The following is a 24,927-nucleotide window of genomic DNA, read 5'->3' as shown; positions in this document are numbered from 1 at the left end:
ATCACCTATACCTTTAGTTTGAATTTGACCAATCTTCAAGTTTTGTACCTTTTAAGGCGTGGTCAATATGTCGATTCATACGTAGTGCAGCAAAAGCATCACTATGTACTTTAAGTTGTTCTACAGCTTTTTCAATTGCTTGGATATCATTGCCTTCAAGTTGTACTTTAAGCGAATTTTCAGCGGCTTTAAGTGCTTCGAGTTGCTCATTATTGAGTAAATCAGCATCCACTTTCAAAGCTTGTTCTAATGCTTCAAGCTCACGTTGGGCCTCAACTTTGGTTTCTTTTAAATGACGCAGATTTTTATCTTCTTCCGCGTGCTGGAAACCTTCAATTAATAAGCGTTCAGTGTCAGACTCTGATAAACCATAAGATGGTTTAATATCAATTTGGGCTTGTACACCAGAAGTTGTTTCACGAGCCGAAACCGTGAGTAAGCCATCTGCATCTACCTGAAAGGTAACTTCAATACGTGCTTGACCAGCAGTCATTGGAGGGATGCCATGAAGAACGAATCTGCCTAGTGAGCGACAATGTTCTACTAAATCTCGTTCACCTTGAACCACATGAATCAGCATAGCAGTTTGGCCATCTTGATAAGTGGTGAATTCTTGGCGGCGGGCAACTGGAATAGCTGTATTACGTGAAATAAGGCGCTCTACTAATCCACCCATGGTTTCTAAGCCAAGAGAAAGAGGAGTAACGTCTAAAAGTAACGAGCCGTCCTGGCTATTTCCAATTAATTGATTAGCTGTAATAGAAGCCCCAATTGCAACTACTTCATCAGGATTAATCGTGCAAAGTGGTTCTTGATTAAAAACATTACGAACCGCTTGCTGAACAGCATATGAACGGGTAGAGCCACCTACTAAAACAACATTTTGAATATCTGATAATTCAAGTTTTGCATCACGTAAAACGCGTTTGCACACACTAATTGTCTTATCTAAAGCTACTTGAATAATGCTTTCAAAAGTTGAGCGATCAAGTGTTAGTTCATTTTCAAGTAGTTTTAACTGAACAGATTCTTGTGTAGAGAGTTGTTCCTTTGCTTGACGAGCAGCAACAATAAATACTGCATAGCTTTCATCACTCAGCGTATCAATATTTAGCTGTTTTTTAGCCCATTTAACAATGAGTCGATCTAAGTCATCACCACCTAAAGCGGTATGACCACCTGTAGCTAATACTTCAAAGACACCTTGTGAGAAACGTAGGATAGATACGTCGAAAGTACCACCACCTAGGTCATAAATCACATAGTTATGATCGGTAGCTAAATTAGTTTCTTGATCTAAACCATAAGCGACAGCAGCTGCAGTAGGCTCATTTAATAAACGTAATACATTCAAACCAGCAAGCTGTGCCGCATCGCGTGTTGCTTGGCGCTGAGCTTCATCAAAGTAAGCTGGAACAGTAATTACGGCCCCATTGACTGGGTTTTGTAAGCTAGATTCAGCACGTTCTTTTAGTTGTTTTAAAATTTCAGCTGAAATTTCAACAGGGGTTTTGCGCCCAGAACGTGTCTCGAAAGCTGGCATCTCATTTTCAGAACCCACTAACTCATAAGGGTGTTGAAACTTGATATCTGCTTTTGAGCGTCCCATAAAACGCTTTACAGAAACAATTGTATTTTTTGGATCAGTAATAATGAAAGGCTTTGCTTCTTCACCATAGTGAGTGATATCACTTCCATAGTGCACAATAGAGGGAAGAAGTCTTCTTTCTTTTTCGTCGTTGAGGACTTTTGGTTTGCCTGATAACACTGTCGCAACTAGAGAATGTGTTGTTCCTAGGTCGATACCAATCGCAATGCGGTGTTGATGTGGGGCACTGGATTGACCCGGTTCAGCAATTTGCAAAAGTGCCATGAGTTAAATCCTTTGAATATAAATTGAAAAAAGCAAATTAAAAATCGTCATCTAAATCAAAGTTGTCTTCATCATCCAACAATTGATCTTCTGCTTTTTCAATATCGTTAAGAACGCGCTGAAAGAAACGTAACTTACGTACAGTATCTCGAGCTTCACCCCAGTCTTCATCTGAGTAATCAATTTTAAACTCGCGAACTAAACCATCAATCCACTGAAACACTTCTTGTTTAAGAGTGCTTAAATGCTCTTGTGAAGTGGCTTCATCAAGTTGTTCACGAAGTTCTAGAGCTGATTGTAGGAACTCAAAATCACTAATAGATTGATCGAGGTGATGATCTTGCTTTTTTAGTGCTAGGAGATAAGCAGCGCGGCTATCTACTTGCGACAGAACTTTAAAAGCTTGATTGATTTCACTTGATTTGATCAACGCCTGATCTTTATCTTCTGCTTTATCTGGATGATATTGCTGCTGCAAACTTAAGAAATTGGATTTTAAGCTCGCCAAATCGATATCGAGTTCTACGGGTAAATTGAACAACTCAAAATGATTCATTAGAAAGGAGGTCCACGTTAATTAAATACATTAAAACAGTGCTATAAAAAGACACTGTTTTAATGAAAAGGATGGAAGGAGAAGTGGGTTATACAGTGAAAGACTCACCGCAACCACATTCACCTTTCTTATTAGGATTGTTAAATTCGAACCCTTCATTAAGGCCGTTCTTAACGTAGTCCATTTCTAAGCCTTCTAAATAGACTAAGCTTTTTGGATCTACAACAACCTTAACGCCAAATTGTTCGAAAACTTGGTCATGTTCATCGATAGAATCAACAAATTCGAGAACATAAGCCAATCCAGAACAACCAGAAGTTTTCACACCCACGCGAATGCCTTCACCCTTACCTCGGTTTTTAAGGTAATTGCTAATATGAGTCGCAGCATTTTCAGTTAAATGAATCATGAAAACTCCAACGTTTACAATGGTAACAAATTAAGCTTTAGATTTTTTACTGCGGTAATCATCAATCGCAGCTTTAATTGCATCTTCAGCTAGTACAGAGCAGTGAACTTTTACTGGTGGAAGTGCAAGCTCAGTTGCGATATCAATATTTTTGATTGCCTGAGCTTCATCAAGAGTTTTACCTTTTAACCACTCAGTTACAAGGGAACTTGATGCAATTGCAGAACCACAGCCATAAGTTTTAAAGCGTGCTTCTTCAATCACGCCGCTATCGTTTACTTGAATTTGTAAACGCATCACGTCGCCACATGCAGGTGCACCCACCATGCCTGTACCAACATTTTCAGAGTTTTTATCTAAAACACCAACATTACGAGGGTTTTCGTAATGATCAATTACCTTTTCGCTATAAGCCATTTCGCTTCTCCAAACCTCGGGGTCAGCCTAATATTAATATGAGGGTAAAAATACTAATTTCAATGAATTAGTGTTCAGCCCATTCAACTGTAGAAAGATCGATACCTTCTTTATACATATCCCAAAGCGGAGAAAGTTCACGTAATTTCTCAACAGCGGCTTTGGTAATTGTAAGCACGTGATCAATATCTTCTTCAGTTGTGTATTTACCAAAACTAAAGCGGATTGAACTGTGTGCTAGCTCATCAGATAAACCTAATGCGCGAAGAACATATGAAGGCTCTAAGGTTGCAGAAGTACAAGCAGAACCACTTGATACCGCCGCATCTTTAAGAGACATCATTAAAGATTCACCTTCAACAAAGTTAAAGCTGACATTTAAATAGTTAGCAACGTTTTGAGTTGGATGGCCATTCAAGAAAACTTGTTCAAGATCTTGTAAACCATTCCAAAGCTTGTCGCGAAGCTTACGGATACGTTCTTGTTCTGCTTGCATTGTTTTGCCAGCAATTTCAAAAGCTTCACCCATACCTACAATTTGGTGAGTCGCTAAAGTACCAGAACGCATACCACGCTCATGACCACCGCCATGAATTTGTGCTTTTAAGCGCACACGTGGACTACGACGTACATATAATGCACCGATACCTTTTGGACCATAAATTTTATGAGCAGAGAAACTCATAAGGTCAATTTTCATAGTAGATAAATCAATTTCGACTTTACCAGCCGCTTGTGCTGCATCTACATGGAAAAATGTTTTATTGGCACGTGTTAATTCACCAATCGCTGCTACGTCTGTAACTGTACCAATTTCATTGTTTACCATCATAAGTGAAACAAGAATAGTATCTGGACGAAGGGCAGCTTTAACCATTTCAGGAGTAATTAAACCTGTTTGTGGCTCTGGCTCTAAATAAGTAATTTCAAAACCTTGTTCTTCTAATTCACGACAAGGATCTAGAACAGCTTTATGTTCAATTTTACTTGTAATGATATGTTTGCCTTTAGACGCATAGAACTGAGCTACACCTTTAAGAGCAAGGTTATCTGATTCAGTTGCACCAGAAGTCCAAACGATTTCACGTGGATCAGCTTTAATTAAATTTGCTACTTGCTCACGTGCATATTCAACTTTTTCTTCTGCCTGCCAGCCATAAGCGTGGGAACGAGACGCAGCATTACCAAAGGTACCGTCGAAAGTTAAACACTCCATCATACGTTCTGCAACTTGCGGATCTACTGGAGTGGTTGCTGCGTAATCAAGATAAATTGGACGTTTCATATCAAATACCTGTACCCGATAAAAGAGCTGAATCTGTGCCAGTCACATTTTGGCGTAATGCAACAGTTTGAACGTTGTCTCGGCTAATGAGGTCGGCAAGAGAGATTTTTGCTAAATAGTCGGCAATATGATGAGAGAGTTCTTGCCATAAATCGTGGGTGAGACACATTGCACCATTTTGACAATTAGCTTTATGGTCACAACGTGTTGCATCAACGGTTTCATTTACGGCTTCAATAATTTCTAACACAGTAATTTCATCAGCATTTCGAGCCAAATGATAACCACCATTTGCACCACGAACACTAGAAACTAACCCATGACGCTTAAGTTTTGCGAATAACTGTTCTAAATAAGCAACTGAAATGGATTGGCGTGCGGCAATTTCGGCGAGCGTGATCGTTTGTTCAGTTGGCTGCAAAGCTAAATCAAGTAGAGCAGTCACTGCGTAGCGACCGCGAGTTGTAAGGCGCATGATTCGATACACATGTTAAGACTAGATAATAGGATTTTATGAATCCCGACTAAAATAGTCAAGTTTTTTTATTTTTAATTCAAGTGCAGGAACAAAATAGGAAAATAAATTAAGCTACCCATAAATTATATATGAAATAAGCAATAAATATTAGGCTAATTATACCAAAGGAGAAGTTAATGTTTCGCTGGCGTCGCTGCAAGCGGGAAATTCGATTTTGATATTGTTTAATTTGTACATGAAGTGAATTTATTTCTGATCGTTGATGATCAATTTTTTCAAGTAATGGCGCAATTTTTTTACGTGAAGCAAGCGTTTCAGCTTCATCATCAGGTGAGTTAAACCATTCTTTCCAGTCCGCTAGTAATTTAGGTAGCGTTAGGTGAGAAATTAAATCTAGAAGTTCGTTTTTGGTTTCCTCATCTCCATCAATACGCATATTGTTAAGGCTACGCTGATTGGAAAAACCGAAAATTTTAATGAGGTCAACGAGAGTACTATTGATTTCAAGATCAATACGTCTGTCAAAAGAGTGAATGTCGAATAACAAACCTTTCTCTGTAAATTGTACATAGAAGTCAAAAAAAGGCAGATAGCTGTTAATGCGAATTGTAGTTTTGTTTAAGATAAACTTTTTCGCTTGCAAGCGAAGAGCACCATCATGGGTGAGAATAAATGAAAAAAAAGTTTCTAAAATAATTAGAACAATGTTCAGCAACAGACGCGGATGTTTTTGTCTTTGTTGCGTTTCACTCATAAAAGTTTATCCTTAGAAATAGCAATTAACCGAAGAATGGGACATCCTATCCCAAACTGAACACAATGTCGTGTTAAATATATTTACATGACTTAATTGCTTTGTAGAACAGTTTTGTAAATGGATCAAGTCTTTACTTTGATATTATAGAAATATTTTGTGGTCAAATCAGTCATCATTTCTCTCATCTGATTAGGAGTTTAGATAAATGGATAATGCAAATATAGATAACCAGACAGAAGAGTCAGAAGAAAAAAATAAATTAAAATCAAGAAGTTCAAGAAAATCGGCTTTAGATTTTAGAAAGTATACGAAGCAAATTTGGTTAGCAGGACTAGGGGCATTTTCACGTGCGGAAGAAGAGGGTAATAAACTCTTTGATTCCCTAGTCAAGGTCGGTGAAGAGTTAGAATCAAAAACTGGGGACTTAGCAGATAACACTGTAGGCAAAGTCACAGAAAAAGCTAAAGAATCTGTATCTGAAACAAAAGATAAAGTAGAGAAGATTCTTGATACGAGTGTTAATCATTCTTTAAATCGAATAGGACTAGTCACTCCGAAGGATTTACAACACATCGAACAGCTACTTGTACAACTGCATATTAAGGTGGATGCTTTAATAGAAGAAAACCAGCAGTTGAAAGCAAAATTGAATAAAAAGTAAAAAAATGTTGGGATTTAGCAAATATATAACAGTTTTTTAGCATTTATTTTTGCTAAAAGCCCTGCTCTAGTATTGCGTTTTCCCCTAAAGCATTGCTATAAAGGCGTCATGGCCTTTTAAACTATAGCCTTGGACCTTAAACAAACGATATTAAGAGGATGTTTTATTCATGAATAAATCAGAATTAATCGATGCAATTGCTGAAAAAGGGGGAGTATCTAAGACTGATGCAGGCAAGGCACTCGATGCGACAATTGCGTCAATTACTGAAGCACTTAAAAAAGGTGACACAGTAACTTTAGTTGGTTTTGGTACTTTCAGTGTTAAAGAGCGTGCTGCACGTACTGGTCGTAATCCTAAAACTGGTGAAGAGCTTCAAATTAAAGCAACAAAAGTACCTAGTTTCAAAGCTGGTAAAGGTCTTAAAGATTCAGTAGCTTAATCTTTTAAGATGAATAAACGCGCCAATATAGGCGCGTTTTTTATTAAAAATCTGAATTGACCAATATTGCTCATTCATTGATTGTGGTTTTTCAGTTAAAATTCTCCTCGAAATAAAATATTGGAATACTTATGGAATCGTTTCGTACAGTCATTAAGGGTTGGCTCGGCAAAGTCCTTCTAATTTTGTTTTTGACCCCTTTAGCACTTGTAGGTATTGAAGGATATTTTAATAGGGGAAACAAGGCTGATGTTGCAAAGACAGTAAACGGCCAAGAAATATCTAAAAAAGACCTTGAAACTTTAACTCAGTCTTACAAAGAACAATATTTAGCTGCTGTTAAAGGGGATGAAAGTTTACTTAATTTGCCTGTCATTCAAGCTAAGGCACTTGATATTTTAGTGTCACGTAATTTATTAATTCAGCAAGCGGAAAAATTAGGTATTTCTTTGAGTGATACTCAAATTGAGCAAATGTTAGCTCAACAGCCTAGTTTGCAAGAGAATGGTCAATTCTCACAAAAACTCTATGAAAATTATTTACGTTCTATTGGCATGACAAGCCAAGGTTTAATTTCAAGCCTACGTCAAGATCATGCTTTGAAAATGTTGACCTCGACGTTTACCGATTATTCTTTAGTAAGCAAAGTTGACCTCATGCAGATTGCGAATTTGCAAACTGAACAACGTACCTTACATTTAGCCAGTATTAAATTAGATAGTTACAGAATAGGTTTAACTGCCTCTAATCAAGAAGCTACAGATTATTACAACAAGCATCAAAATGAATTTAAGCAACAAGCTTCGGTTGATGTGGATTATGTTGTGTTATCGCCTTCGATGGTGGCTAAACCAGCTCCTGCAACTGAAGCTGAACTTCAGCAGGCTTATGCAAAGTTTGTTGAAACTCAGAAAAAAGATGCTAAGCGAACGGTGAAGCATATTTTAATTACTACTGATGCTCGCGATGATGCAGCAGCTCAAAAGCTCGCAAAAGAAGTATATGCAAAAATTCAGGGCGGACTTTCATTTGCTCAGGCTGCATCTCAGTTTTCTGAAGATCCTAGTTCTAAAGCAAAAGGTGGTTTAGTAGAAGCATATGCACCAGGAGTTTTCTCAGACGCATTTGATAAAACTGTCTTAAGTTTGAAAAATGGGCAAGTTTCACAACCAGTAAAAACACAATATGGTTACCATATTATTGAAGCAGAAACGCAAGCGAACCAAATCCCTTCATTTGAAGCTGAGAAGGCACGTTTAACTGCTGAGGTTGAAAAGAATAAAGTTGCGACTGTTTATTCAGATACCGTAAATAGTTTGAATGAAACGATTGTTGGCAATGATTCTTTAGAAGCTGTTGTACAAGAAGTAAAAGGTACAAAAGTTGAATCATTAAATGGTGTAACTTTAGCTACTCAAAATCCATATTTAAGTGATCCAAGCGTCAAAATTAAATTATTTAATGATGATGTGAAAAATGGTGACCGTAATACATCATCTAATATTCAGTTAGCGAATGGTGATACGGTATGGGTTAAAGTGCGTGATTATCATGCAGCTGGTGTAAAACCATTAGCACAAGCGATGAACCAAGCGAAAGCAAAAGTTATCGATGAAAAAGCACGTAAAACTGCTCAAGCAAAAATTGCTACTATGTTGACTGAGTTTAAAACTCAACCTGCAGATCAAGTGGTTGCTAAAAATAAAGTCGTATTTGAGTCAGCCGGTGTATTTACTCGATCACAAGGTTTAAAACGCGAAATTGAACGTGCTGCATTTAGCTTAGCTACACCTAAACCAGGTATGTGGTCTGTTACAACAGCGAACTTACCAAATGAGCTTGTAGTCGTTGCAGTTTCAAATGTAAATTCATCAGCTGTAAATGCTATTCCTGCTGATCAATTACAACAGCTAAAACAACTTTATCGTCAATCTCGTGGTCAACAAATATTGGAAGATTACAGTCAATATTTAAAATCACATGCAAAAATAAAATGATGATTTGATCAAATAAAAAAAAGCGCTTCGGCGCTTTTTTTTATTTTCTATTAATCTAAATGATGCTCGATATATTGTTGGCGATATTGTTTAGGTGATAAATCAAAAATACGTTTAAAGGCCTGACTAAAAGCAGTCTCGGATGAGTAGCCGACTTTATTTGATATTTGTTGAATTGAAAAATTACTTGTGCGTAAGTACTGACTTGCTAAACGAAAACGGTAATGTTGCAAATATGTTAGAGGTGGTTCCCCAATAATACTATTAAACAGATTTGCGAATTTTGAACGTGACATACAACATTGTTCTGCTAAAGATTCAACGGTCCAAGCGGCTTCTGGCTGGCTGTGGATAGCAGAGAGGGCATTACTCAATTCAGGATGGGTTAACGCACTTAGCCAGTTTTGTTGATCTGTCATTTGTTGAACATGATCACGAATGCACTCAATGAGAAGAATACTGACTAAATGATCAATAATTTTGTCATGACCCGGCCTGATTTTTTGAGTTTCAATTGCTAAAAAATAAAGCCCAATTTGTAGCCATTCGGGTGGGTTGGTTTGATTTTCGTGCCGAATATGCATGATCGAAGGTAATGCATTAATCAAAGGGCCTGCCATATGAGTATCAATCTGACAGCGCAGACACAGCAATAAGGTTTTATCCGGAGAGGAGGTACCAAATTCAATTGCGTCTTGTCTATGACCGTTAAAAAATGAAGTAATATCTAGAGAATCTACTAATTTACTCGCTGTTGATTTTGAGTCAGTGGCACTATGTGCTTTTCCTGAAGGAATTAGAATAATATCACCAGCGGTTGCAGTTATTTTTTCTGAAGAATTAAGTTGAATATATACTGAACCAGTTAACACAATATAGGCAAGCAAGGCAGATTGATCTTGTGTTTTAAAAGCCCATTCTCCTTGCGCTTTTAAATAGATGTATTCAGACTTATTAAGGTGAATATCATCAAAAAATTTACTTAGTGCATCCATCGTTAAATGATCAATCATTATTTTAATAAAATTATAGTGAGCTATAAGAATAGATCAACATGTGTTTTTAGGACAAAAAAGTGGAAGAAAATGCCAAAGACTTTAACATAGGTTTTTTGGACGGTTACTACTGTTAAGTAAGCACTATTTCTTTAACTATATAGATATATAGAAAAAGGAAATATGACTATGAATGCACCAGTTAATGTTCAGCAAGAACTTATGCCAGTGCCTGCGTCTATGCGTGAAATAGATCGCAAACGCTATTTATGGATGATTAGCCCAGCTCTACCTGTAATTGGTTTAGGTATTTTAGCTGGTTACCATTTTGGTCCACGCCCATTAAAAAAAGTTTTCGCATTAGGTGGCCCACTTTTATTACATGTTGTAATTCCTGCAATTGATACGATTATCGGTAAGGATGCACGAAATCCAACAGATGAAGAGATTAAACTACTTGAAAAAGATCCATATTACTCACGTCTTGTGAAAAGTTTTATTCCGCTGCAATATGCTGCAAATGTTTATGCATGTTATTTGACAAGCCGTAAAACAACTTCATTTATTGATAAAATTTTGCTTGGTATTTCGATGGGTGCCATTAATGGTATTGCAATTAATACAGCCCATGAATTAAGTCATAAGCATGATCGTATTGATCATATTTTATCTCATCTTGCTTTGGTTCCTACAGGTTATAACCATTTCCGTATTGAACATCCTTATGGCCACCATAAACGTGCAGCAACACCTGAAGATCCAGCTTCTTCACGTATGGGTGAAACATTTTATGAATTCTGGCCACGTACAGTTGTAGGTTCTTTTAAATCTGCAATTGAAATTGAGAAAAATCGCTTAAAACGTAAAGGAAAAGAATTCTGGTCAGCTGATAATGAATTATTACAAGGCTGGGGTATGAGTGCTGCTTTCCATGCTTCTATGGTTGGAATTTTTGGTAAAAGCACAATTCCATATTTAGCGACACAAGCATTTTATGGCATTAGTCTTTTTGAAATTATTAACTATATTGAGCATTATGGCTTATTGCGCCAGAAAAAAGGAAATGGTCAGTATGAGCGTACAATGCCAGAGCATAGTTGGAACAACAATAACGTCGTAACAAACTTATTCTTGTACCAGTTGCAGCGTCATTCAGATCACCATGCTTATCCGACTCGTCCATTCCAAGCATTACGTCATTTTGATGAGGCGCCAGAATTACCAAGCGGTTATGCAAGTATGTTATTACCAGCTTTAATTCCTTCTTTGTGGTTTAAAATAATGGATAAACGAGTTTTTAATCACTATAAAGGTGATTTAAATAAAGCCAATATTTCGCCAAAAAGACGTGCAAAAATCTTCAAAAAATTTGGAGTAGTAGACCAATCATTAGAATCAACAACTGCTAAATAATTAAAAACTTAAGACCTGAAATACGAAACCCTCTTATTATTTTTAATAAGAGGGTTTTTAGTTTCCGAACTTTGTAAATGGGTAAGGGAATATTGAAATTCCCTTCACTCTATTATTTTAGTTCGCTAGAGGATTTACCCAGTTCTCGGCGAGCAATGATTAATTGCTGGATTTGCTGAGTACCTTCAAAGATATCGAGAATTTTTGAGTCACGTGCCCATTTTTCAAGTAATTCATCTTCGTTATAGCCAACGCTTGCAGCCAGTTCGACACATTTTAAAGTGATTTCATTACCAACACGACCCGCTTTTGCTTTTGCAATAGAAGCTTCTTTTGAGTTTGGTTTTTTGTTGTCTGCCATCCATGTGGCTTTTAACATGAGCAGACGAGCAGCCTCCCATTCAGCTTCCATGCGGTAGATCTGTGCTGCCAGATTAGAAGCATGTAGGTAAGGGGTAGAATAGTCAGGATCGAGTTGATCTTTAAAAATCTCTTTAATACGTTCTAAAGATGCTTTTGCGCACCCAATTGCCATTGCTGCAACTAAAGGGCGAGTATTGTCAAAAGTTTCCATTACTCCAGCAAAACCTTTAGCAACGTCAACTTCGGCATTGCCCAAAAGATTTTCGGCTGGTACGCGGCAGTCAATAAAGCTAATCACGGCTGTATCTGAAGCTTTAATTCCCAATTTATGTTCGAGACGCTCAACCTTCATTCCGGGCGTACCTTTAGGTACCACAAATGATTTAATTGCTGCACGGCCAAGTTTACGATCGAGCGTAGCCCAAACAACGACAGAATCTGCACGTTCGCCTGAAGTTACAAAAATCTTTTCACCATTTAGAATGTAGTCATCGCCATCTTTAGTTGCCGTGGTACGGATAGCCGCAGAGTCGGACCCGCAACCAGGTTCGGTTATGGCCATTGCTGCCCATGTTCCTTTGAATCGTTCTAATTGTTCATCATTGGCGACAGCGGCAATTGCTGAGTTTCCAAGACCTTGGCGTGGCATGCTGAGCAATAAACCCGTATCGCCATAACACATCTCAATAATGCCAAGAGCGGTCGACATGTTGGTACCATTACGAATACCTTCATTATCTGTATCACCGCGCTTTCCTGCACCGGCAGCTCCAGCATTAATCCCTTCGCCACCTTCATTCATACCATCAATGAGAGAAGCGAGCATATCAAGTTCTTTTGGGTATGCATGCTCAGCTTTGTCATATTTACGAGATATGGGACGTAAAACATTGATCGCAACATCATGTGCTTGATCAATCATCATTTTGAATTTTTTAGGATTTTGTAAATTCATTAAAGTATCCTCTGATTGATCATTTAAGCATGTAAGCCAGATTGTAAAATTGCAGTAGCTCGTAAATCACGATACCAACGTTCAACTGGATGTTCTTTTGTGAAACCATGTCCACCAAGAATTTGCACTCCATCTGTACCTATTTTCATGGATTTCTCAGCACAAAGTAGATGAGCTAAGTAAGCTTCGCGGTGAAATGGTTTGCCAGACTCTGCAAGGCTTGCAGCATTTAGAATCAACATACGCATTGCATCAATTTCAATAGCCATATCAGCAATCATGAAAGCGACACTTTGTCGATGAGAAATTGGCTCGCCGAATGCTGTTCGTTCATTGGCATATTTAATACAGTAAGCTTTAACAGCTTCACATGTACCTACAGCCATTGCACACCACATTAAGTTGCCCAAATCTAAAAAGGCTGTGTAATCAAAGTCTGTTGCTCCTAGTCTAAGAGCTGGTGTGTGATTAAAGCGAAGAGTTGCTGTTTCTGTCGCTTTAAGACCCATAGCCGGAGTGTTTTTAATAGAAATAGTTTCGTTGCTCTGTACGACAAACATATCGGGTTTACCGTTAAAGTCTGCACTTACTAAAAACACATCAGCTAAATCACCTAAAATCACTAATGTTTTTTCACCATCTATAAAATATTGATCATTTTCAAGAGAAGCTTTTGTTTTTAAAGCATAAGGATTAAATGCTGGAGTAGCCTCTTGTACTGCAAAGGTTGCGGTTATATCTGCATCTTCTGCGAAACATGGCAAATACATCGATTGAACTTCGGCAGAACCCCAACGTGTGATTGCATTAATAACGCTAAAGGTAGTGAGTAATCCTGCTGTAAGGCTAAAATCACCCTCAGCTAGTTTTTCAGCAATTAATAAGTTACTAACAATATTTTGTTCGGCCGCTACTCCTCCTAATGCTTCTGGAAGTGCATAGTAATTGAGTCCTAAATCTTCAACATATTGCCAAAGACTCTCAGGAAACTGAGCTGCCTGATCAGCATCATGAGCCAAGCCCAATAAAACCTCTTGAGCAAATTGAGACATTGCCTCTGAAGTCATTTGCTGTTCTTCGGTTAGACTTAAATCAAATAGATTTTTGTTCTGTTGAGGTAGACGTTGTTGAGATATTTGCTTGGGTTTAAATGCTTTTTGTGTCTGGCTTAATGTTCTAAAGCCAGCTTTTGAACCTTGATAAAGAGATTTTTCAACAAATTTACGCAACTTGAGTTGATCAAGTACATCGCTTCCAGCCAATCTAGTGATCAGCGATAAACCCAAACCTTGAGCTTTATTGATCATACTTGTCATGATTATGGTGTCCTAACACATTGTTATTGTTTTATGCTGACACGCCTTATATTAAAAAACTATGTCGTTAGTGACATTCGAAAAATGAGTAGATAAAAGGTAAATAAAAATTAATTAAGTTGTAATATATTGATTTTATTTGTTTAAATTAACTTTAATATCGGATGAGGTGAGATGTATTGACTAGAATGACATAGAATCATTCTAGTCTTTCACTAAATCAAGCAAAGTTACGAATCATACGTCGCACATTGGTTTTTGCATCAATAACCGTCATAAATGTATAGGCTCCAATGAATTTACGGCTAATGAACATAAACTCTTTTGGCGGCACTGAAAAATAACGTGAAGCCATTGATTTACTAGCTTGTTGCATAACACGGCTATGGAGCTGGCTTTTCTTCCAGTCATAACGTTCGTGTTCATCCATAAGACCAACAGGCATATCTGGATTATTTGCAGGAGTACTAAATGCCTCTGTGGCGAGTAAGAATACATCAGCCATACCTGGTTTAATACTTTCAGGCATTGCATCAAAAAACTCGTAACCAGTCATGGCTTTCACCATTGCGTCTTTATTATGCTGATAACCTGCTTGAATGAGTTGACGTGCAACTGTTAGCAAGTGTTCATCAAACTGACGAATAGCACCAAAATCTAATAATACAATTTTGTCCTGAACATCTTGTCCATTACCTAAACGTACTAGGTAATTACCAAAGTTAGGGTCAGTTTGCATTTCACCCCATTCAAAAATTTCACGAACCGCAATTTCTAGCGAAGCTTCACCAAGTTGATTGCGACGTTCTTGAGGTAAAGACAGCATAACCGGGCTGTTAATTGGCACACCACGTTCAAAAGTCATGCAGAGTACTTGATTGGTACAATATTCATCTACAATTGTTGGAACAATATATCGCTCATCATCTTTTAAACGTTCACCAAAGCGACGAGTAGTGGCAGCTTCAACACCATAGTCAACTTCACGATGCATCATTTCACGTACTTCATCAAACCACTGATCAAATTCACGGGTTTGTGGCACCATACGTGTCAATTTAAGCATGTTTTTAAATAGACTCATATCTGAATCAATTGCATTTGCAACGCCAGGATATTGAATTTTTAAAACTAACTCTAAGCCATCTGATTTACGGGTTGCACGATGTACTTGCGCGAGAGAGGCGGTACCGATTGGTTCATGATCAATCGTTAAATCATTTAATTTAGCGCCTAGTTGCTCTTGAAGGTGTGGCTTAATTGCAGGCCAATCTAAAGCAACTGTCTGGTTATTTAAGGTATTTAATGCTTGTGTAATTTCTTCAGGTAAGAAATGCTCACCATAAAGGGCCATCATTTGGCCAATTTTAACAATAGAACCCTTAAGTTTACCTATTTCAGAAACCAGATAATTAGCTTGTTCGCTCATCGCTTTTTTACGTTTCTTTTCTTTTTCTTCCTCATTAGAAAATATAGAAGAGGCACTTGCAGTTGCCCAACGTGTTCCTGCAAGTAAAGAAGCTTTCGCGATTGATAAGCGTCGATCCATGGAAGAAGTTTTTAAACTCTTGAGCTTATCTTTCTGATTTGACATGAAAATAGAATCCTATGCGCATCATGCAGCCAAACGCTGGTGATCTAAAATTGTAACGAATATTACATGTTTTGAGCGTATTAAAATAGTTCTCTCAGACTGAATGATCAGTCGAAATGGCTATCTTTATTTCAATAATTTTAAAATAGCCTAAGCAAATTTAAAATTGAAGAAACTTACAGCGTTCAGATGAGTAAAAATAGGGTAAACGGATCTTTTATAACAACTTAGATTACATTTTAAATTGAATCTTAAATTCAGACTTTTGCATCAAGTGAAGACGATTAGTCTGAATATGCTGTAATAACATTTGTTTGACTGAATCATGCATAAAACCAAGTGCATAAGCTTTTACAATAATGATGCTAGGTAGGGTATAGAAAAAATACTTAACATCGTCGAGTGTGGCATCGTTAAAGATGCCTTGTTCAACTAACGTCTGCTGCAAAAACTGCTTTTCATTTCGTACATAATCTGAAGATTCATCCCAAAAACGGTGACGCATAGCCATCAGATTGTTGTGTTTATAACTCATAAAATTGTCAGCTCAGACTTCAACTTTAAATAAAATATATGGAGTCGAGCCTTGAATATCAAGTCGAGATTATTTTTTATTCAGTTGCTGTTTGATTTTTTATGTAATTCTTGTAAATAGCCTAAGCAAATTTAAAAATTTTTTTAAAAAATCTATAATCGAAACAATTTCATCTATAACATCACTTACTATGACTCCTGCATGTAAATTGTTAAAAAGTAATAAAATTGAATTTTCAGTCCATGAATATGAACATGATTCAAATGCTAAAAGTTTTGGATTAGAAGCTGCAGAAAAACTAAATTTAGATGTAAGGGAAGTATTCAAAACCTTGATGGTAAGCGATGATAAAAATTATTTTGTCGCTGTATTGCCAGTTAATCATCAATTAAATTTGAAAAAAGTGGCTACGGCGTTTGGCTGTAAAAAATTACAAATGGCTAATCCTAAAGATGCTGAACGTTTAACTGGATATTTAGTTGGAGGGATTAGCCCTTTAGGCCAAAAGAAACGTTTAAAAACCGTTATTGATGCATCTGCACAAGAGTTCAGCAAAATTTATGTAAGTGGAGGGAAACGGGGACTAGATATTGGCTTAAACCCTAAAGATTTAGCACAACTCTTAAATGCTCAATTTGTTGATGTAATTGATGAGTAAGTAAAGGTCTAGAGATGTACATTAAGAAAAAATTTTATTGAGAAAGGTATTGCTTGTTGCAAATTTTCTTCAAAAAATAGGTGTGAAAAAGCTTGAATTATTATTTGATAATGATTATCATTATCTATATTGAAAGTTAAGGAGTGTTCTAAAAAATTAGTTATAGTGCGTGCTACTGTAATGTTAAGTTTTTAGGTAATTTTAAAGTTATACCAGAGACTCCAATAATGATAACGGTGAAAGATGAGTTCATTTCTGGTATTTGGGCACCTGCAAGACATTATAAAAATAGGCAGGTTCAACTAGCGGTAAATGGAACAAAGAAAAATAAACATTATCAGCGCAATAAAAAGAACTAATCAAAAGCAGTAGGCGAGGAAGGCCTGCTGCTTTTGTATTTAAAGTTAATTTCATAGTTATTCATATATTTCAACTGTTTTAGACTTTTAAGTCTCCGCATTAACAGATTGATTATATTTTTGATGAAAAAATAATCACTAATGTTTCATTTATTAACATCCTATCTTTTTAGCCATTTTTTTGTATACCCTGAATAAAACATGATCAAAAAAAGAGGTAAAAACGTGCTTATTTTTCATGGAAAACCTGTTCACGGAGCTATCTTCGATATGGATGGGACAATGTTTGACACTGAGCGATTACGGTTTCAAACATTGCAACAGGCATCTCAAGAACTCATTGGGCAGGAGTTTTCTCACGAATATTTAATGCAATGTTTAGGTTTAAGTGCAACTACCGCCGAGCAATTGGCTCAACGTCTATATGGCGTTAATGTTCCATATAAAGAAATTCGAAAAAAAGCTGATGAGATGGAACTCGAACATATTCGAAAACACGGCGTGCCTATCAAAAAGGGTTTAGTTCAAGTTTTAGAACGTTTAAGAAAATCTGGTTTAAGAATGGCTGTTGCCACGTCAAGCCGTAGAGCAATTGCCGAAGAATATTTAATTAACGCCAATGTTTATAAATTTTTTGATGTGATTACTTGTGGTGACGAAGTAGAACAAGGAAAGCCGCATCCAGAAATCTTTTTAAAAGCTGCTAGTCAACTTCACTTGGAAGCTAACCAGTGTCTTATGTTTGAAGATTCTGAAAATGGTTTAACTTCAGCTCACACTTCAAAAGGTTTAACGATTTTATTAAAAGATATTAAAGAACCAAATGATGAAATGCTAGAAAAAGCACATTTTTATTATGACCAGATGTATGACTTCTTAACTGATCTCGACCAATTTATCCCCGTTATGGACATGCCAGAAATACAGGAACCTTTTCCGCAAAGCCTAAATCAGCTTACTGTTGGGATACATGGTTTCGGTGCTATTGGCGGTGGTTATATAGCGCAAGTCTTGTCACATTGGGATGGATATACAAAACCGAAGAGAATTATTGCTTCTACACGAAATAGTCTTTTTCGCGAAGCTGTAAATGCATTTAGAAACTATAGTATTCGCTATGGGCAATTTTCTTATGATGAACGTATTGAGAATATGACCATTGTTGATTCTCACAATGAACAACAAATGTTAGAGATGTATACTCATTCCAGTTTGATTGCACTTTGTTTACCTGAGCAAGCTATTGAAGCTGAATCAAAAATAATTGCAAAAGGACTATATGCACGTTTTAACTCATCACTTGAAACATGTATTGAACCGCTAACTTTTCTAATTATTTTAAATAAAGTCGGTGCGAAATATTTGGTTATAAAGCATCTTAAAGAAGCTCTGCTAGAGTTAACAAATGATGAAGATGTAACTGAGCATATTTTAAAAGAACATTATTTTTGCGACACCGTTGTAAACCGTATGGTTTCAAAACTATCTAATCAGAATTTATATCGTCAACTTCGTATTAAGCACCATTTTCTTGAACAGCATTTATCTGATGTAGAGCATGAAGAACAAGTTGAAATTGAAGAGTGTAATAAACTGACCCAAGATCAACAAAATCAGGCCTCTTTATATGTTGATAACATGCGCCGTAATTTCCAGCCGGGGCATATCTTACAAAGTATGGACCTAATTCTATTTCATAGTGAAACGGATATGCCAATTTATGTAGAGAAAGACAGTCCTTTACTCGAAAAGCTGCGTCAAGTTGTCTTGGTTAGTCAGATTACAGACATTCAATTAATCAAAAACCGACTATGGAATGGCGTGCATGCCATGCTTGCTTGGTACGCATCTTTACTAGGTTATGAGTCTATTGGTGTTGCTATGGGGAATCATTCGGTTAAAGCATTTGCAGAGAACCTAATTAGAGAAGTAAAACAGGGTCTTGCAATTGTCTTACCTAATTATGCAAAAGATCTAGATCGAATAGCACAAAGCTTTTTAGACTCATGCGAATATGCATTTAAAGATCCTTGTCAACGAGTGGCGAGAGATCCACTACGAAAATTAACTCATAATGAAAGAGTAATTGCATCAATTGAGGTGAATATCGCACATGATTTACCTTATAAAAACCTATTAAAAGGCGCTGCTTTAGGTTATGCCTATGCGATTCAATTTTTAGAAATTGAAGAGATTGATGCAATTAAACATTTACATGACCAAGTTCAAAAACTGGATATGAGTGCTGCTCAAAAAGCACAACTTGAAGTTGAGTTAACGCAATCAGTTCAATATTTATTTTCTGAACAAGGCAAACAGCCTTTAAACATGCATATTGTCAACTCAGAAAAAGCGCGTACTCAATATGCCTAAATCCTTTTAATTATGCTCTACAACTGAAAGGCAAACATGCTTTAATACAAAAATTGAATGATTTTGAATTAAAGCTGTGTTGCTAAAACCCTCGACGTTCATGATGCCAACATCTATACGGGATTATCCTGAGTGGCATCTTGGGCGCCAAAATTATGCGTTATGGTATTTAGAAATTAATGATCAAAAAATAGTTGATTATTTAGATTCCTTGCGTGCACATTTTTCAGAATTTTTAGTAGAACCTAATAATCGTCAATATCATGTCACATTATTTATATGTGGATTCTTAACTCACAAAACTAAAATTTACAGTGATGACTTTAGTTTTAATGAATTTGAGCAACATAGGCAAATTTTTAGTAAAGAGAATTTTTCCTCATTCCAACTAAAAATTGGTTCAATCGATAGCTTTAGTAGTGCTTTATTTATAGAAATACGAGACACCGAAAATATCTTATTTCAGATACGCCAAAAGTTAGGTTTAGTTTCTAATGAAATTGCGGCTTTAGATTATTGCCCACACATCACCTTGGGATTGTATAAAACAGACTATAATAGTGATTTGATTTTACAAAAAATTTCTCAATTACCTGTACAATATAAACAGGCTGAATTTGATCTTAAAGTTGAGCATTTAACATTTGGTTATTATCAAGCTCAAACTTTACAAGGTAAGTTATATCCATATCAGCATTTGTTTTTAGGTGATCCATGTTGCAACTGATTTTGGGTGGAGCCCGTTCCGGCAAAAGCCGACTGGCTGAACAAACGGCAATATCAATGCAATTGCCTGTAACCTATGTTGCAACGGCACAAGCGCTAGATTTTGAAATGCAAAGCAGAATAACACATCATCAAAATCAGCGTCCTTCTCACTGGTCTTTGGTTGAAGAACCTTTATATTTAGCAAAGATTCTGCAAAAAATTGATCGACCTAATCAAATTATTCTTGTGGATTGTTTAACACTTTGGCTAACCAATTTATTACTTTTAGAAGATCAAAATGTTCAACAACTTGAGTGTGAGCAACTATTAAAAGTTTTACCCACGCTTCAGTCAGAAATTATTTTAGTAAGTAATGAAACGGGTTTAGGCGTTGTGCCACTCGGTGAGATTAGCCGTCGCTTTGTCGATGAAGCAGGCAGACTACATCAGCGTTTAGGGCAAATTGCAGATAAGGTTATGTTTTGTGTGGCTGGTTTTCCAATGATTTTAAAAGGTGAGAAATAGAATGAACTGGTGGTTAGAATCTGTACAGCAACCTGATTTGGACGCAAAACAACAAGCTGAGCAACACCAGCTCCAACTCACTAAACCTACAGGAGCTTTAGGTGATCTAGAGCTGATAGCAGTTAAACTTGCTAGTTTGCAGTCAACTGCCTATCCACAAGTTAGCCATCCATGGATTACAGTTTTTGCTGGTGATCATGGCGTGGTTGAAGAAAATATCTCTGCATATCCTCAAGCCGTTACCCGTCAAATGCTACAAAACTTCACGACTGGCGGTGCAGCAATTAGTGTCATTGCCAAATATCATCAAGCTCATTTGCAAGTGATTGATTGCGGTACAGTAGGCGAAGCATACGAATATGCAGGGGTTGAGCGTCATTTTATCCGTGCTGGCACAGCAAATTTTGCTAAACAAGCTGCGATGAATGCTGACGAATGCCGTGCTGCTCTAGAGTTAGGTAAAAAGAGTGTAGATACAGCCAAAGCTGAAGACGCAGATATTTATATTGCGGGTGAAATGGGAATTGGAAATACCTGTTCCGCTTCTGCCTTAGCATGTCTTTTATTAAATGATACTGCCGAGCAACTCACTGGTGTTGGCACTGGTATTGGTGCCGATCAGTTAAGACATAAAATTGAAGTAATTGAAAAGGCAATCGAACTTCATCATAAATATGTTGTTGGTGATGTCTTCAAAACATTATGCGCCGTAGGCGGTTTAGAAATTGCAGCAATTGTGGGAGCTTATATTCGCTGTGCTCAGGTCGGTCTACCTATCATTGTCGATGGTTTTATTAGTTCGGTCGCTGCTTTATGCGCAGTACGAATGAATCCTAAAGTGCGTGACTGGATGCTTTTTGGTCATCAATCGGCAGAATATGGCCACCAACGTATTTTACAAGAACTTAATGCTGAACCGATTTTAAAAATGAATTTACGGTTAGGTGAGGGTAGTGGTGCTGGCACTGCCTTGTCATTAGTTAAAATGGCATGTGTATTACACAACCAAATGGCTACCTTTGAGCAAGCTGCTGTAAGCGGGAATAAAATTGAGTAAATTTAGCATTGATTTGCTGAGACATGGCGAAAGCCAATATAGCCATACTTTACGTGGTCATTTAGATGATGAGTTAACAGCCAAAGGTTGGCAGCAAATGCAGTCAACCATTGAGCAAGTGGAAAATCATCCATGGGAGGTCATTGTAAGTTCATCATTAAAACGTTGTGCTTGTTTTGCTGAGCAACTTGCGAAGACGAATGAACTCCCTTTACTTCTAAATCATGACTTAAAGGAAATGTATTTTGGTGATTGGGAAGGCGTCTCAACTCAGCAAATTTATGAAACCTCACCCGAATTGCTATCAAATTTTTGGCAAAAACCGAGTCAATATTGTCCACCTCGTGCTGAAACTTTAATGCAATTTCAAACAAGAGTTGTTAAAGGCTTTAAGGATCTACTTGTATATATGCAAAGCCAAAACATGCAACATGCATTGGTTGTTACTCATGGCGGTGTGATTAAACTATTGGCATGTTTAGCCAGACAACAACCTTTAGATGATTTACTGAAAATGTCGGCAGATCTTGGAAAGTTATATTCACTCGATTTTTCTGAAACAGGTGGTCAATTAACTTTTAAGTTAAGATAATAGTTTTATATTTTTATACACATGTAAGTTATTATTTTTATATAGATATTTTGGTCTGTGTAATAGAACTGTCATTGCTCAAAACTAAGCTATTGGCATTTATTATTAAACACTCATCTGACTTATGAATATTTTATTTAAAACAACTGTGCTTGCAGCATCATTATTGCTCGCAGCGTGTAACGATAATGATGATCAAGAAGCTCAAACTGAACCACTTACGAACCAATCAAAATACTATCAAACAAAAACACCTTACCAACCGCAACAAGAAATAAAAAATTATGAACAAGCACCGAATGGATTCCAGCCAGTTTTTACAGAGTTAGTGGCACGTCACGGTTCAAGAGGTCTCTCAAGTCTGAAATATGATTTGGCACTTTATAATTTATGGAAACAGGCAAAAGCAGAAAATGCCTTAACGCCACTAGGTGAGCAATTAGGTGCTGATTTAGAAGCCATGATGAAAGCGAATATTTTGTTAGGTTATGGTGTAGAAGGAATCCGCCAGTACGGTTATGGAAATGAAACCATGACTGGTATTTTAGAACATCGGGGTATTGCAGACCGATTATTGCAACGTTTACCAACTCTTTTAAATTCACAAGCCTCTATATTGGTACAAAGTTCTGGGGTAGACCGTGCGGTAGATAGTGCTAAATTTTTTACAGCTGAGCTGATTAAACAACAACCGCAACTTAAAGATAAAATTGTTCCAGCTTCTTATACCAATTTATCAAGTGAAAGCGTGCCAAGTGTTGAAGATGGTGGCGTTGATCGTTTTAAACTTTATTTTCATAGTTTGAATGCAGACGAAGACTTAGTTCAACCACTGAGTGTTAGCCAACAAAAAATTTATGATGCTAGTCAGGCTTATCAAGATTTTGAAGAAAATAATAAAGATTTAGCACAAAAGTTAGATGAGTTATCAAAAAATATTGAGGCTGAAAAAACAGCTCAAACAGTGCTCAAGCCTCTATTTAAAGCAGACTTTATTAAAAAACTTGGTACTACAGGTTATAGTTTTAGCAACACCGGATCTTTTACAGTCACTTCGCCTAAAGGTGAGCAAGTTACAGAAAAAGGTAAGGGGAAAAATACAATTGCTAGCGCAGTTGATGCAGCAGCTTATATTTATGAACTTTATTCAATTTCTGGCGGTATGAAAGATGAGTTGAAAGGTATTGATTTTGATAAATATATGCCGTTAGATGCTGCAAAATTTTATGCTGAATTTAATGATACCAATGATTTTTATGAAAAAGGACCAAGTTTCACTGAATCAAATCAGGTGACAAGTGAAATCGCACAAGGTTTAAAACAAGATTTATTCCAACAAGTTGATGCGGTTGTAAATAAAGCCCAACCTTATAAAGCAGTTTTACGTTTTGCCCATGCTGAAATTATTATTCCTTTGGCGACCAACTTAGATTTGCATAATATGATGCAACCTTTACCTCTTCGCCAGACTTATAATTATTCAACAAGCACATGGCGTGGTGAAGTAGTTTCGCCTATGGCGGCAAATGTACAGTGGGATATTTATCAAAATAGCCAAGGCAATACTTTGGTCAAAATGCTTTATAACGAAAAAGAGACTTTATTTAAATCTGCTTGTAACTATGCACGTTACACACCAACCAGTTTTTACTATGACTACATCAAATTGAAACAGTGCTATCAGATGCAATAGATTTTCAGTTTTTGAAGTCTTTAATGGGAATAGGGATTGCTATTCCCATTTTTATTTCTTCATAATTAAATTTGTTTTTAAATATAGATCAGTTAGAGAGTTGGATATGACACCTTTTTGGATTGCATTGCAATTTTTAACTGTTCTGCCTATTGAGCTAAAGACAATACCGACGGCGCAACAAAATGGTCGGGCTATTTTATTCTATCCGCTGGTTGGGCTGATTATTGGTGGCATACTTTTTATTGCGGCCTGTCTTTTTGCCAAATTACCTATTCTTTTAGTTGCTGCAATCATTCTCACTTTATGGATTTGGCTGACAGGTGGATTGCATTTAGATGGGCTAGCGGATACTGCAGATGCGTGGGTAGGTGGTTTTGGTGACAAACTGCGTACTTTACAAATCATGAAGGATCCAAGTTGTGGCCCAATTGGAGTACTCAGTTTAGTCATTATTTGTTTACTCAAATTTGCACTGATTTATGCGTTGATTGAACAGCATCAAACGTTATTTTTAGTCTTTGTTCCCATCCTTGGGCGTGTGGTGCCATCTATTTTGTTTTTAACTACGCCATATGTTCGTGAAAAAGGTTTAGGCCGTTCTTTGACAGACCATTTACCCAAAACTGCTTCATGGATAATAACTGTATTTGTTTTGCTGCTACCTTTATATTGGAAATGGCAAGGACTTATTGCCATAATTAGTTTTTTAATTGGTCTTGTTTATTTAAGACATCTGTTTATTAAAAGAATTGGCGGTATTACGGGTGATACAGTAGGGGCGGCGATTGAGCTAAGTGAAACGGTACTGCTTTTTGCTTTTGTCGTGAGTTATTTTTATTTAGTTTGATTTTGAATTTCATCCAAAAATAAAAAAGCCCTCAAGAATGAGGGCTTAATTTTCAATCTTAAAAAG

At 36.8% G+C, this 24,927-nt stretch carries 24 protein-coding genes; 12 read left to right on the top strand and 12 right to left on the bottom strand.

Translation table 11 applies throughout. The features are described 5' to 3' along the window. Nucleotides 1–13: 13 nt before the first annotated feature. The 7 genes from hscA to AWW73_RS01635 all read right to left on the bottom strand — a co-directional run bounded on the left by hscA (nucleotide 14) and on the right by AWW73_RS01635 (nucleotide 5,772). Nucleotides 14–1,873, bottom strand: a complete 1,860-nt coding sequence (hscA, locus tag AWW73_RS01665) for a Fe-S protein assembly chaperone HscA (RefSeq protein ID WP_016145136.1) — start codon at nucleotides 1,871–1,873, stop codon at nucleotides 14–16. Between the two features lie 37 nt (nucleotides 1,874–1,910). Then, nucleotides 1,911–2,429, bottom strand: a complete 519-nt coding sequence (gene hscB / locus AWW73_RS01660) for a Fe-S protein assembly co-chaperone HscB (RefSeq protein WP_057106924.1) — start codon at nucleotides 2,427–2,429, stop codon at nucleotides 1,911–1,913. An 88-nt stretch (nucleotides 2,430–2,517) separates the two neighbouring features. Further along, nucleotides 2,518–2,838: an iron-sulfur cluster assembly protein IscA gene (gene iscA / locus AWW73_RS01655; protein ID WP_016141156.1), complete on the bottom strand. Its 321-nt coding sequence runs from the start codon at nucleotides 2,836–2,838 to the stop codon at nucleotides 2,518–2,520. A 30-nt stretch (nucleotides 2,839–2,868) separates the two neighbouring features. Further along, nucleotides 2,869–3,255 carry a Fe-S cluster assembly scaffold IscU gene (gene iscU, locus AWW73_RS01650; protein WP_002117907.1) on the bottom strand — a complete coding sequence of 129 codons (387 nt, stop codon included), beginning with the start codon at nucleotides 3,253–3,255 and terminating at the stop codon, nucleotides 2,869–2,871. 67 nt (nucleotides 3,256–3,322) lie between these two features. Continuing rightward, nucleotides 3,323–4,540, bottom strand: coding sequence for an IscS subfamily cysteine desulfurase (locus AWW73_RS01645; protein WP_016141155.1), 1,218 nt, complete (start codon nucleotides 4,538–4,540; stop codon nucleotides 3,323–3,325). Between the two features lies 1 nt (nucleotide 4,541). Then, on the bottom strand, nucleotides 4,542–5,015 hold the full coding sequence (locus tag AWW73_RS01640; protein WP_003651563.1) for an Rrf2 family transcriptional regulator: 474 nt from the start codon (nucleotides 5,013–5,015) through the stop codon (nucleotides 4,542–4,544). A gap of 109 nt (nucleotides 5,016–5,124) precedes the next feature. Further along, a complete protein-coding gene (locus tag AWW73_RS01635; protein WP_062848564.1) occupies nucleotides 5,125–5,772 on the bottom strand; it encodes a hypothetical protein in 648 nt (215 codons plus the stop codon). A 208-nt stretch (nucleotides 5,773–5,980) separates the two neighbouring features. On the opposite strand from AWW73_RS01635, the gene AWW73_RS01630 reads away from it, so the two are divergent. The 3 genes from AWW73_RS01630 (at nucleotide 5,981) to AWW73_RS01620 (ending at nucleotide 8,875) form a co-directional block, all read left to right on the top strand. Further along, a complete protein-coding gene (locus tag AWW73_RS01630) occupies nucleotides 5,981–6,436 on the top strand; it encodes a phasin family protein (RefSeq protein WP_062848563.1) in 456 nt (151 codons plus the stop codon). Nucleotides 6,437–6,605: 169 nt separating this feature from the next. Next, on the top strand, nucleotides 6,606–6,878 hold the full coding sequence (locus AWW73_RS01625; RefSeq protein WP_001043034.1) for an HU family DNA-binding protein: 273 nt from the start codon (nucleotides 6,606–6,608) through the stop codon (nucleotides 6,876–6,878). 131 nt (nucleotides 6,879–7,009) lie between these two features. Beyond that, nucleotides 7,010–8,875: a SurA N-terminal domain-containing protein gene (locus AWW73_RS01620; protein ID WP_061874003.1), complete on the top strand. Its 1,866-nt coding sequence runs from the start codon at nucleotides 7,010–7,012 to the stop codon at nucleotides 8,873–8,875. Between the two features lie 50 nt (nucleotides 8,876–8,925). Here AWW73_RS01620 and AWW73_RS01615 read toward each other — a convergent pair whose 3' ends face one another. Then, nucleotides 8,926–9,870 (bottom strand): AraC family transcriptional regulator, encoded by a 945-nt coding sequence (locus AWW73_RS01615; RefSeq protein ID WP_025470602.1) that lies wholly within the window; start codon nucleotides 9,868–9,870, stop codon nucleotides 8,926–8,928. A 189-nt stretch (nucleotides 9,871–10,059) separates the two neighbouring features. Here AWW73_RS01615 and AWW73_RS01610 point away from each other — a divergent pair, with 189 nt between their 5' ends. Further along, the gene (locus AWW73_RS01610; protein WP_061874004.1) at nucleotides 10,060–11,283 is read left to right on the top strand and encodes an alkane 1-monooxygenase; all 1,224 of its coding nucleotides are present in this window, start codon (nucleotides 10,060–10,062) and stop codon (nucleotides 11,281–11,283) included. A 112-nt stretch (nucleotides 11,284–11,395) separates the two neighbouring features. On the opposite strand, the gene AWW73_RS01605 is transcribed toward AWW73_RS01610, so the two are convergent. From AWW73_RS01605 to AWW73_RS01590, 4 genes are all read right to left on the bottom strand, one after another. Beyond that, nucleotides 11,396–12,601 (bottom strand): acyl-CoA dehydrogenase family protein, encoded by a 1,206-nt coding sequence (locus AWW73_RS01605; protein WP_062848561.1) that lies wholly within the window; start codon nucleotides 12,599–12,601, stop codon nucleotides 11,396–11,398. 23 nt (nucleotides 12,602–12,624) lie between these two features. Beyond that, a complete protein-coding gene (locus AWW73_RS01600) occupies nucleotides 12,625–13,908 on the bottom strand; it encodes an acyl-CoA dehydrogenase family protein (RefSeq protein ID WP_171254628.1) in 1,284 nt (427 codons plus the stop codon). 229 nt (nucleotides 13,909–14,137) lie between these two features. Beyond that, nucleotides 14,138–15,511 carry an ABC1 kinase family protein gene (locus AWW73_RS01595; RefSeq protein WP_057106930.1) on the bottom strand — a complete coding sequence of 458 codons (1,374 nt, stop codon included), beginning with the start codon at nucleotides 15,509–15,511 and terminating at the stop codon, nucleotides 14,138–14,140. A gap of 232 nt (nucleotides 15,512–15,743) precedes the next feature. After that, the gene (locus AWW73_RS01590; RefSeq protein WP_062848559.1) at nucleotides 15,744–16,046 is read right to left on the bottom strand and encodes a hypothetical protein; all 303 of its coding nucleotides are present in this window, start codon (nucleotides 16,044–16,046) and stop codon (nucleotides 15,744–15,746) included. Nucleotides 16,047–16,236: 190 nt separating this feature from the next. On the opposite strand from AWW73_RS01590, the gene ybaK reads away from it, so the two are divergent. The 8 genes from ybaK to AWW73_RS01550 all read left to right on the top strand — a co-directional run bounded on the left by ybaK (nucleotide 16,237) and on the right by AWW73_RS01550 (nucleotide 24,861). Beyond that, the gene (gene ybaK / locus AWW73_RS01585) at nucleotides 16,237–16,704 is read left to right on the top strand and encodes a Cys-tRNA(Pro) deacylase (protein WP_062848558.1); all 468 of its coding nucleotides are present in this window, start codon (nucleotides 16,237–16,239) and stop codon (nucleotides 16,702–16,704) included. Between the two features lie 584 nt (nucleotides 16,705–17,288). Beyond that, on the top strand, nucleotides 17,289–19,436 hold the full coding sequence (mtlD, locus tag AWW73_RS01580; protein ID WP_062848613.1) for a bifunctional mannitol-1-phosphate dehydrogenase/phosphatase: 2,148 nt from the start codon (nucleotides 17,289–17,291) through the stop codon (nucleotides 19,434–19,436). A 100-nt stretch (nucleotides 19,437–19,536) separates the two neighbouring features. Further along, complete coding sequence (locus AWW73_RS01575; protein WP_062848557.1) at nucleotides 19,537–20,163, top strand: 2'-5' RNA ligase family protein; 627 nt, start codon at nucleotides 19,537–19,539, stop codon at nucleotides 20,161–20,163. Then, nucleotides 20,151–20,669 carry a bifunctional adenosylcobinamide kinase/adenosylcobinamide-phosphate guanylyltransferase gene (gene cobU / locus AWW73_RS01570; protein ID WP_062848556.1) on the top strand — a complete coding sequence of 173 codons (519 nt, stop codon included), beginning with the start codon at nucleotides 20,151–20,153 and terminating at the stop codon, nucleotides 20,667–20,669. The genes AWW73_RS01575 and cobU overlap by 13 nt, the downstream gene beginning before the upstream one ends. A gap of 1 nt (nucleotide 20,670) precedes the next feature. Next, nucleotides 20,671–21,726: a nicotinate-nucleotide--dimethylbenzimidazole phosphoribosyltransferase gene (cobT, locus tag AWW73_RS01565; RefSeq protein ID WP_062848555.1), complete on the top strand. Its 1,056-nt coding sequence runs from the start codon at nucleotides 20,671–20,673 to the stop codon at nucleotides 21,724–21,726. Continuing rightward, nucleotides 21,719–22,318, top strand: coding sequence for a histidine phosphatase family protein (locus tag AWW73_RS01560; RefSeq protein WP_062848554.1), 600 nt, complete (start codon nucleotides 21,719–21,721; stop codon nucleotides 22,316–22,318). Before cobT ends, AWW73_RS01560 begins: the two co-directional genes overlap by 8 nt. A gap of 124 nt (nucleotides 22,319–22,442) precedes the next feature. Further along, complete coding sequence (locus AWW73_RS01555; RefSeq protein ID WP_062848553.1) at nucleotides 22,443–24,011, top strand: histidine-type phosphatase; 1,569 nt, start codon at nucleotides 22,443–22,445, stop codon at nucleotides 24,009–24,011. 106 nt (nucleotides 24,012–24,117) lie between these two features. Then, complete coding sequence (locus AWW73_RS01550) at nucleotides 24,118–24,861, top strand: adenosylcobinamide-GDP ribazoletransferase (protein ID WP_062848552.1); 744 nt, start codon at nucleotides 24,118–24,120, stop codon at nucleotides 24,859–24,861. Nucleotides 24,862–24,927 lie beyond the last annotated feature (66 nt).

Source organism: Acinetobacter lactucae (assembly GCF_001605885.1).
Taxonomy (GTDB): Bacteria; Pseudomonadota; Gammaproteobacteria; order Pseudomonadales; family Moraxellaceae; genus Acinetobacter; species Acinetobacter lactucae.
This window is presented reverse-complemented; position numbering and strand designations above follow the sequence as displayed.

Coding starts and splice junctions, on each gene's coding strand:
- hscA (WP_016145136.1), bottom strand. CDS start 1,873: ATGGCACTTTTGCAAATTGCTGAACCGGGTCAATCCAGTGCCCCACAT.
- hscB (WP_057106924.1), bottom strand. CDS start 2,429: ATGAATCATTTTGAGTTGTTCAATTTACCCGTAGAACTCGATATCGAT.
- iscA (WP_016141156.1), bottom strand. CDS start 2,838: ATGATTCATTTAACTGAAAATGCTGCGACTCATATTAGCAATTACCTT.
- iscU (WP_002117907.1), bottom strand. CDS start 3,255: ATGGCTTATAGCGAAAAGGTAATTGATCATTACGAAAACCCTCGTAAT.
- AWW73_RS01645 (WP_016141155.1), bottom strand. CDS start 4,540: ATGAAACGTCCAATTTATCTTGATTACGCAGCAACCACTCCAGTAGAT.
- AWW73_RS01640 (WP_003651563.1), bottom strand. CDS start 5,015: ATGCGCCTTACAACTCGCGGTCGCTACGCAGTGACTGCTCTACTTGAT.
- AWW73_RS01635 (WP_062848564.1), bottom strand. CDS start 5,772: ATGAGTGAAACGCAACAAAGACAAAAACATCCGCGTCTGTTGCTGAAC.
- AWW73_RS01630 (WP_062848563.1), top strand. CDS start 5,981: ATGGATAATGCAAATATAGATAACCAGACAGAAGAGTCAGAAGAAAAA.
- AWW73_RS01625 (WP_001043034.1), top strand. CDS start 6,606: ATGAATAAATCAGAATTAATCGATGCAATTGCTGAAAAAGGGGGAGTA.
- AWW73_RS01620 (WP_061874003.1), top strand. CDS start 7,010: ATGGAATCGTTTCGTACAGTCATTAAGGGTTGGCTCGGCAAAGTCCTT.
- AWW73_RS01615 (WP_025470602.1), bottom strand. CDS start 9,870: ATGGATGCACTAAGTAAATTTTTTGATGATATTCACCTTAATAAGTCT.
- AWW73_RS01610 (WP_061874004.1), top strand. CDS start 10,060: ATGAATGCACCAGTTAATGTTCAGCAAGAACTTATGCCAGTGCCTGCG.
- AWW73_RS01605 (WP_062848561.1), bottom strand. CDS start 12,601: ATGAATTTACAAAATCCTAAAAAATTCAAAATGATGATTGATCAAGCA.
- AWW73_RS01600 (WP_171254628.1), bottom strand. CDS start 13,908: ATGATCAATAAAGCTCAAGGTTTGGGTTTATCGCTGATCACTAGATTG.
- AWW73_RS01595 (WP_057106930.1), bottom strand. CDS start 15,511: ATGTCAAATCAGAAAGATAAGCTCAAGAGTTTAAAAACTTCTTCCATG.
- AWW73_RS01590 (WP_062848559.1), bottom strand. CDS start 16,046: ATGAGTTATAAACACAACAATCTGATGGCTATGCGTCACCGTTTTTGG.
- ybaK (WP_062848558.1), top strand. CDS start 16,237: ATGACTCCTGCATGTAAATTGTTAAAAAGTAATAAAATTGAATTTTCA.
- AWW73_RS01575 (WP_062848557.1), top strand. CDS start 19,537: ATGATGCCAACATCTATACGGGATTATCCTGAGTGGCATCTTGGGCGC.
- cobU (WP_062848556.1), top strand. CDS start 20,151: ATGTTGCAACTGATTTTGGGTGGAGCCCGTTCCGGCAAAAGCCGACTG.
- cobT (WP_062848555.1), top strand. CDS start 20,671: ATGAACTGGTGGTTAGAATCTGTACAGCAACCTGATTTGGACGCAAAA.
- AWW73_RS01555 (WP_062848553.1), top strand. CDS start 22,443: ATGAATATTTTATTTAAAACAACTGTGCTTGCAGCATCATTATTGCTC.
- AWW73_RS01550 (WP_062848552.1), top strand. CDS start 24,118: ATGACACCTTTTTGGATTGCATTGCAATTTTTAACTGTTCTGCCTATT.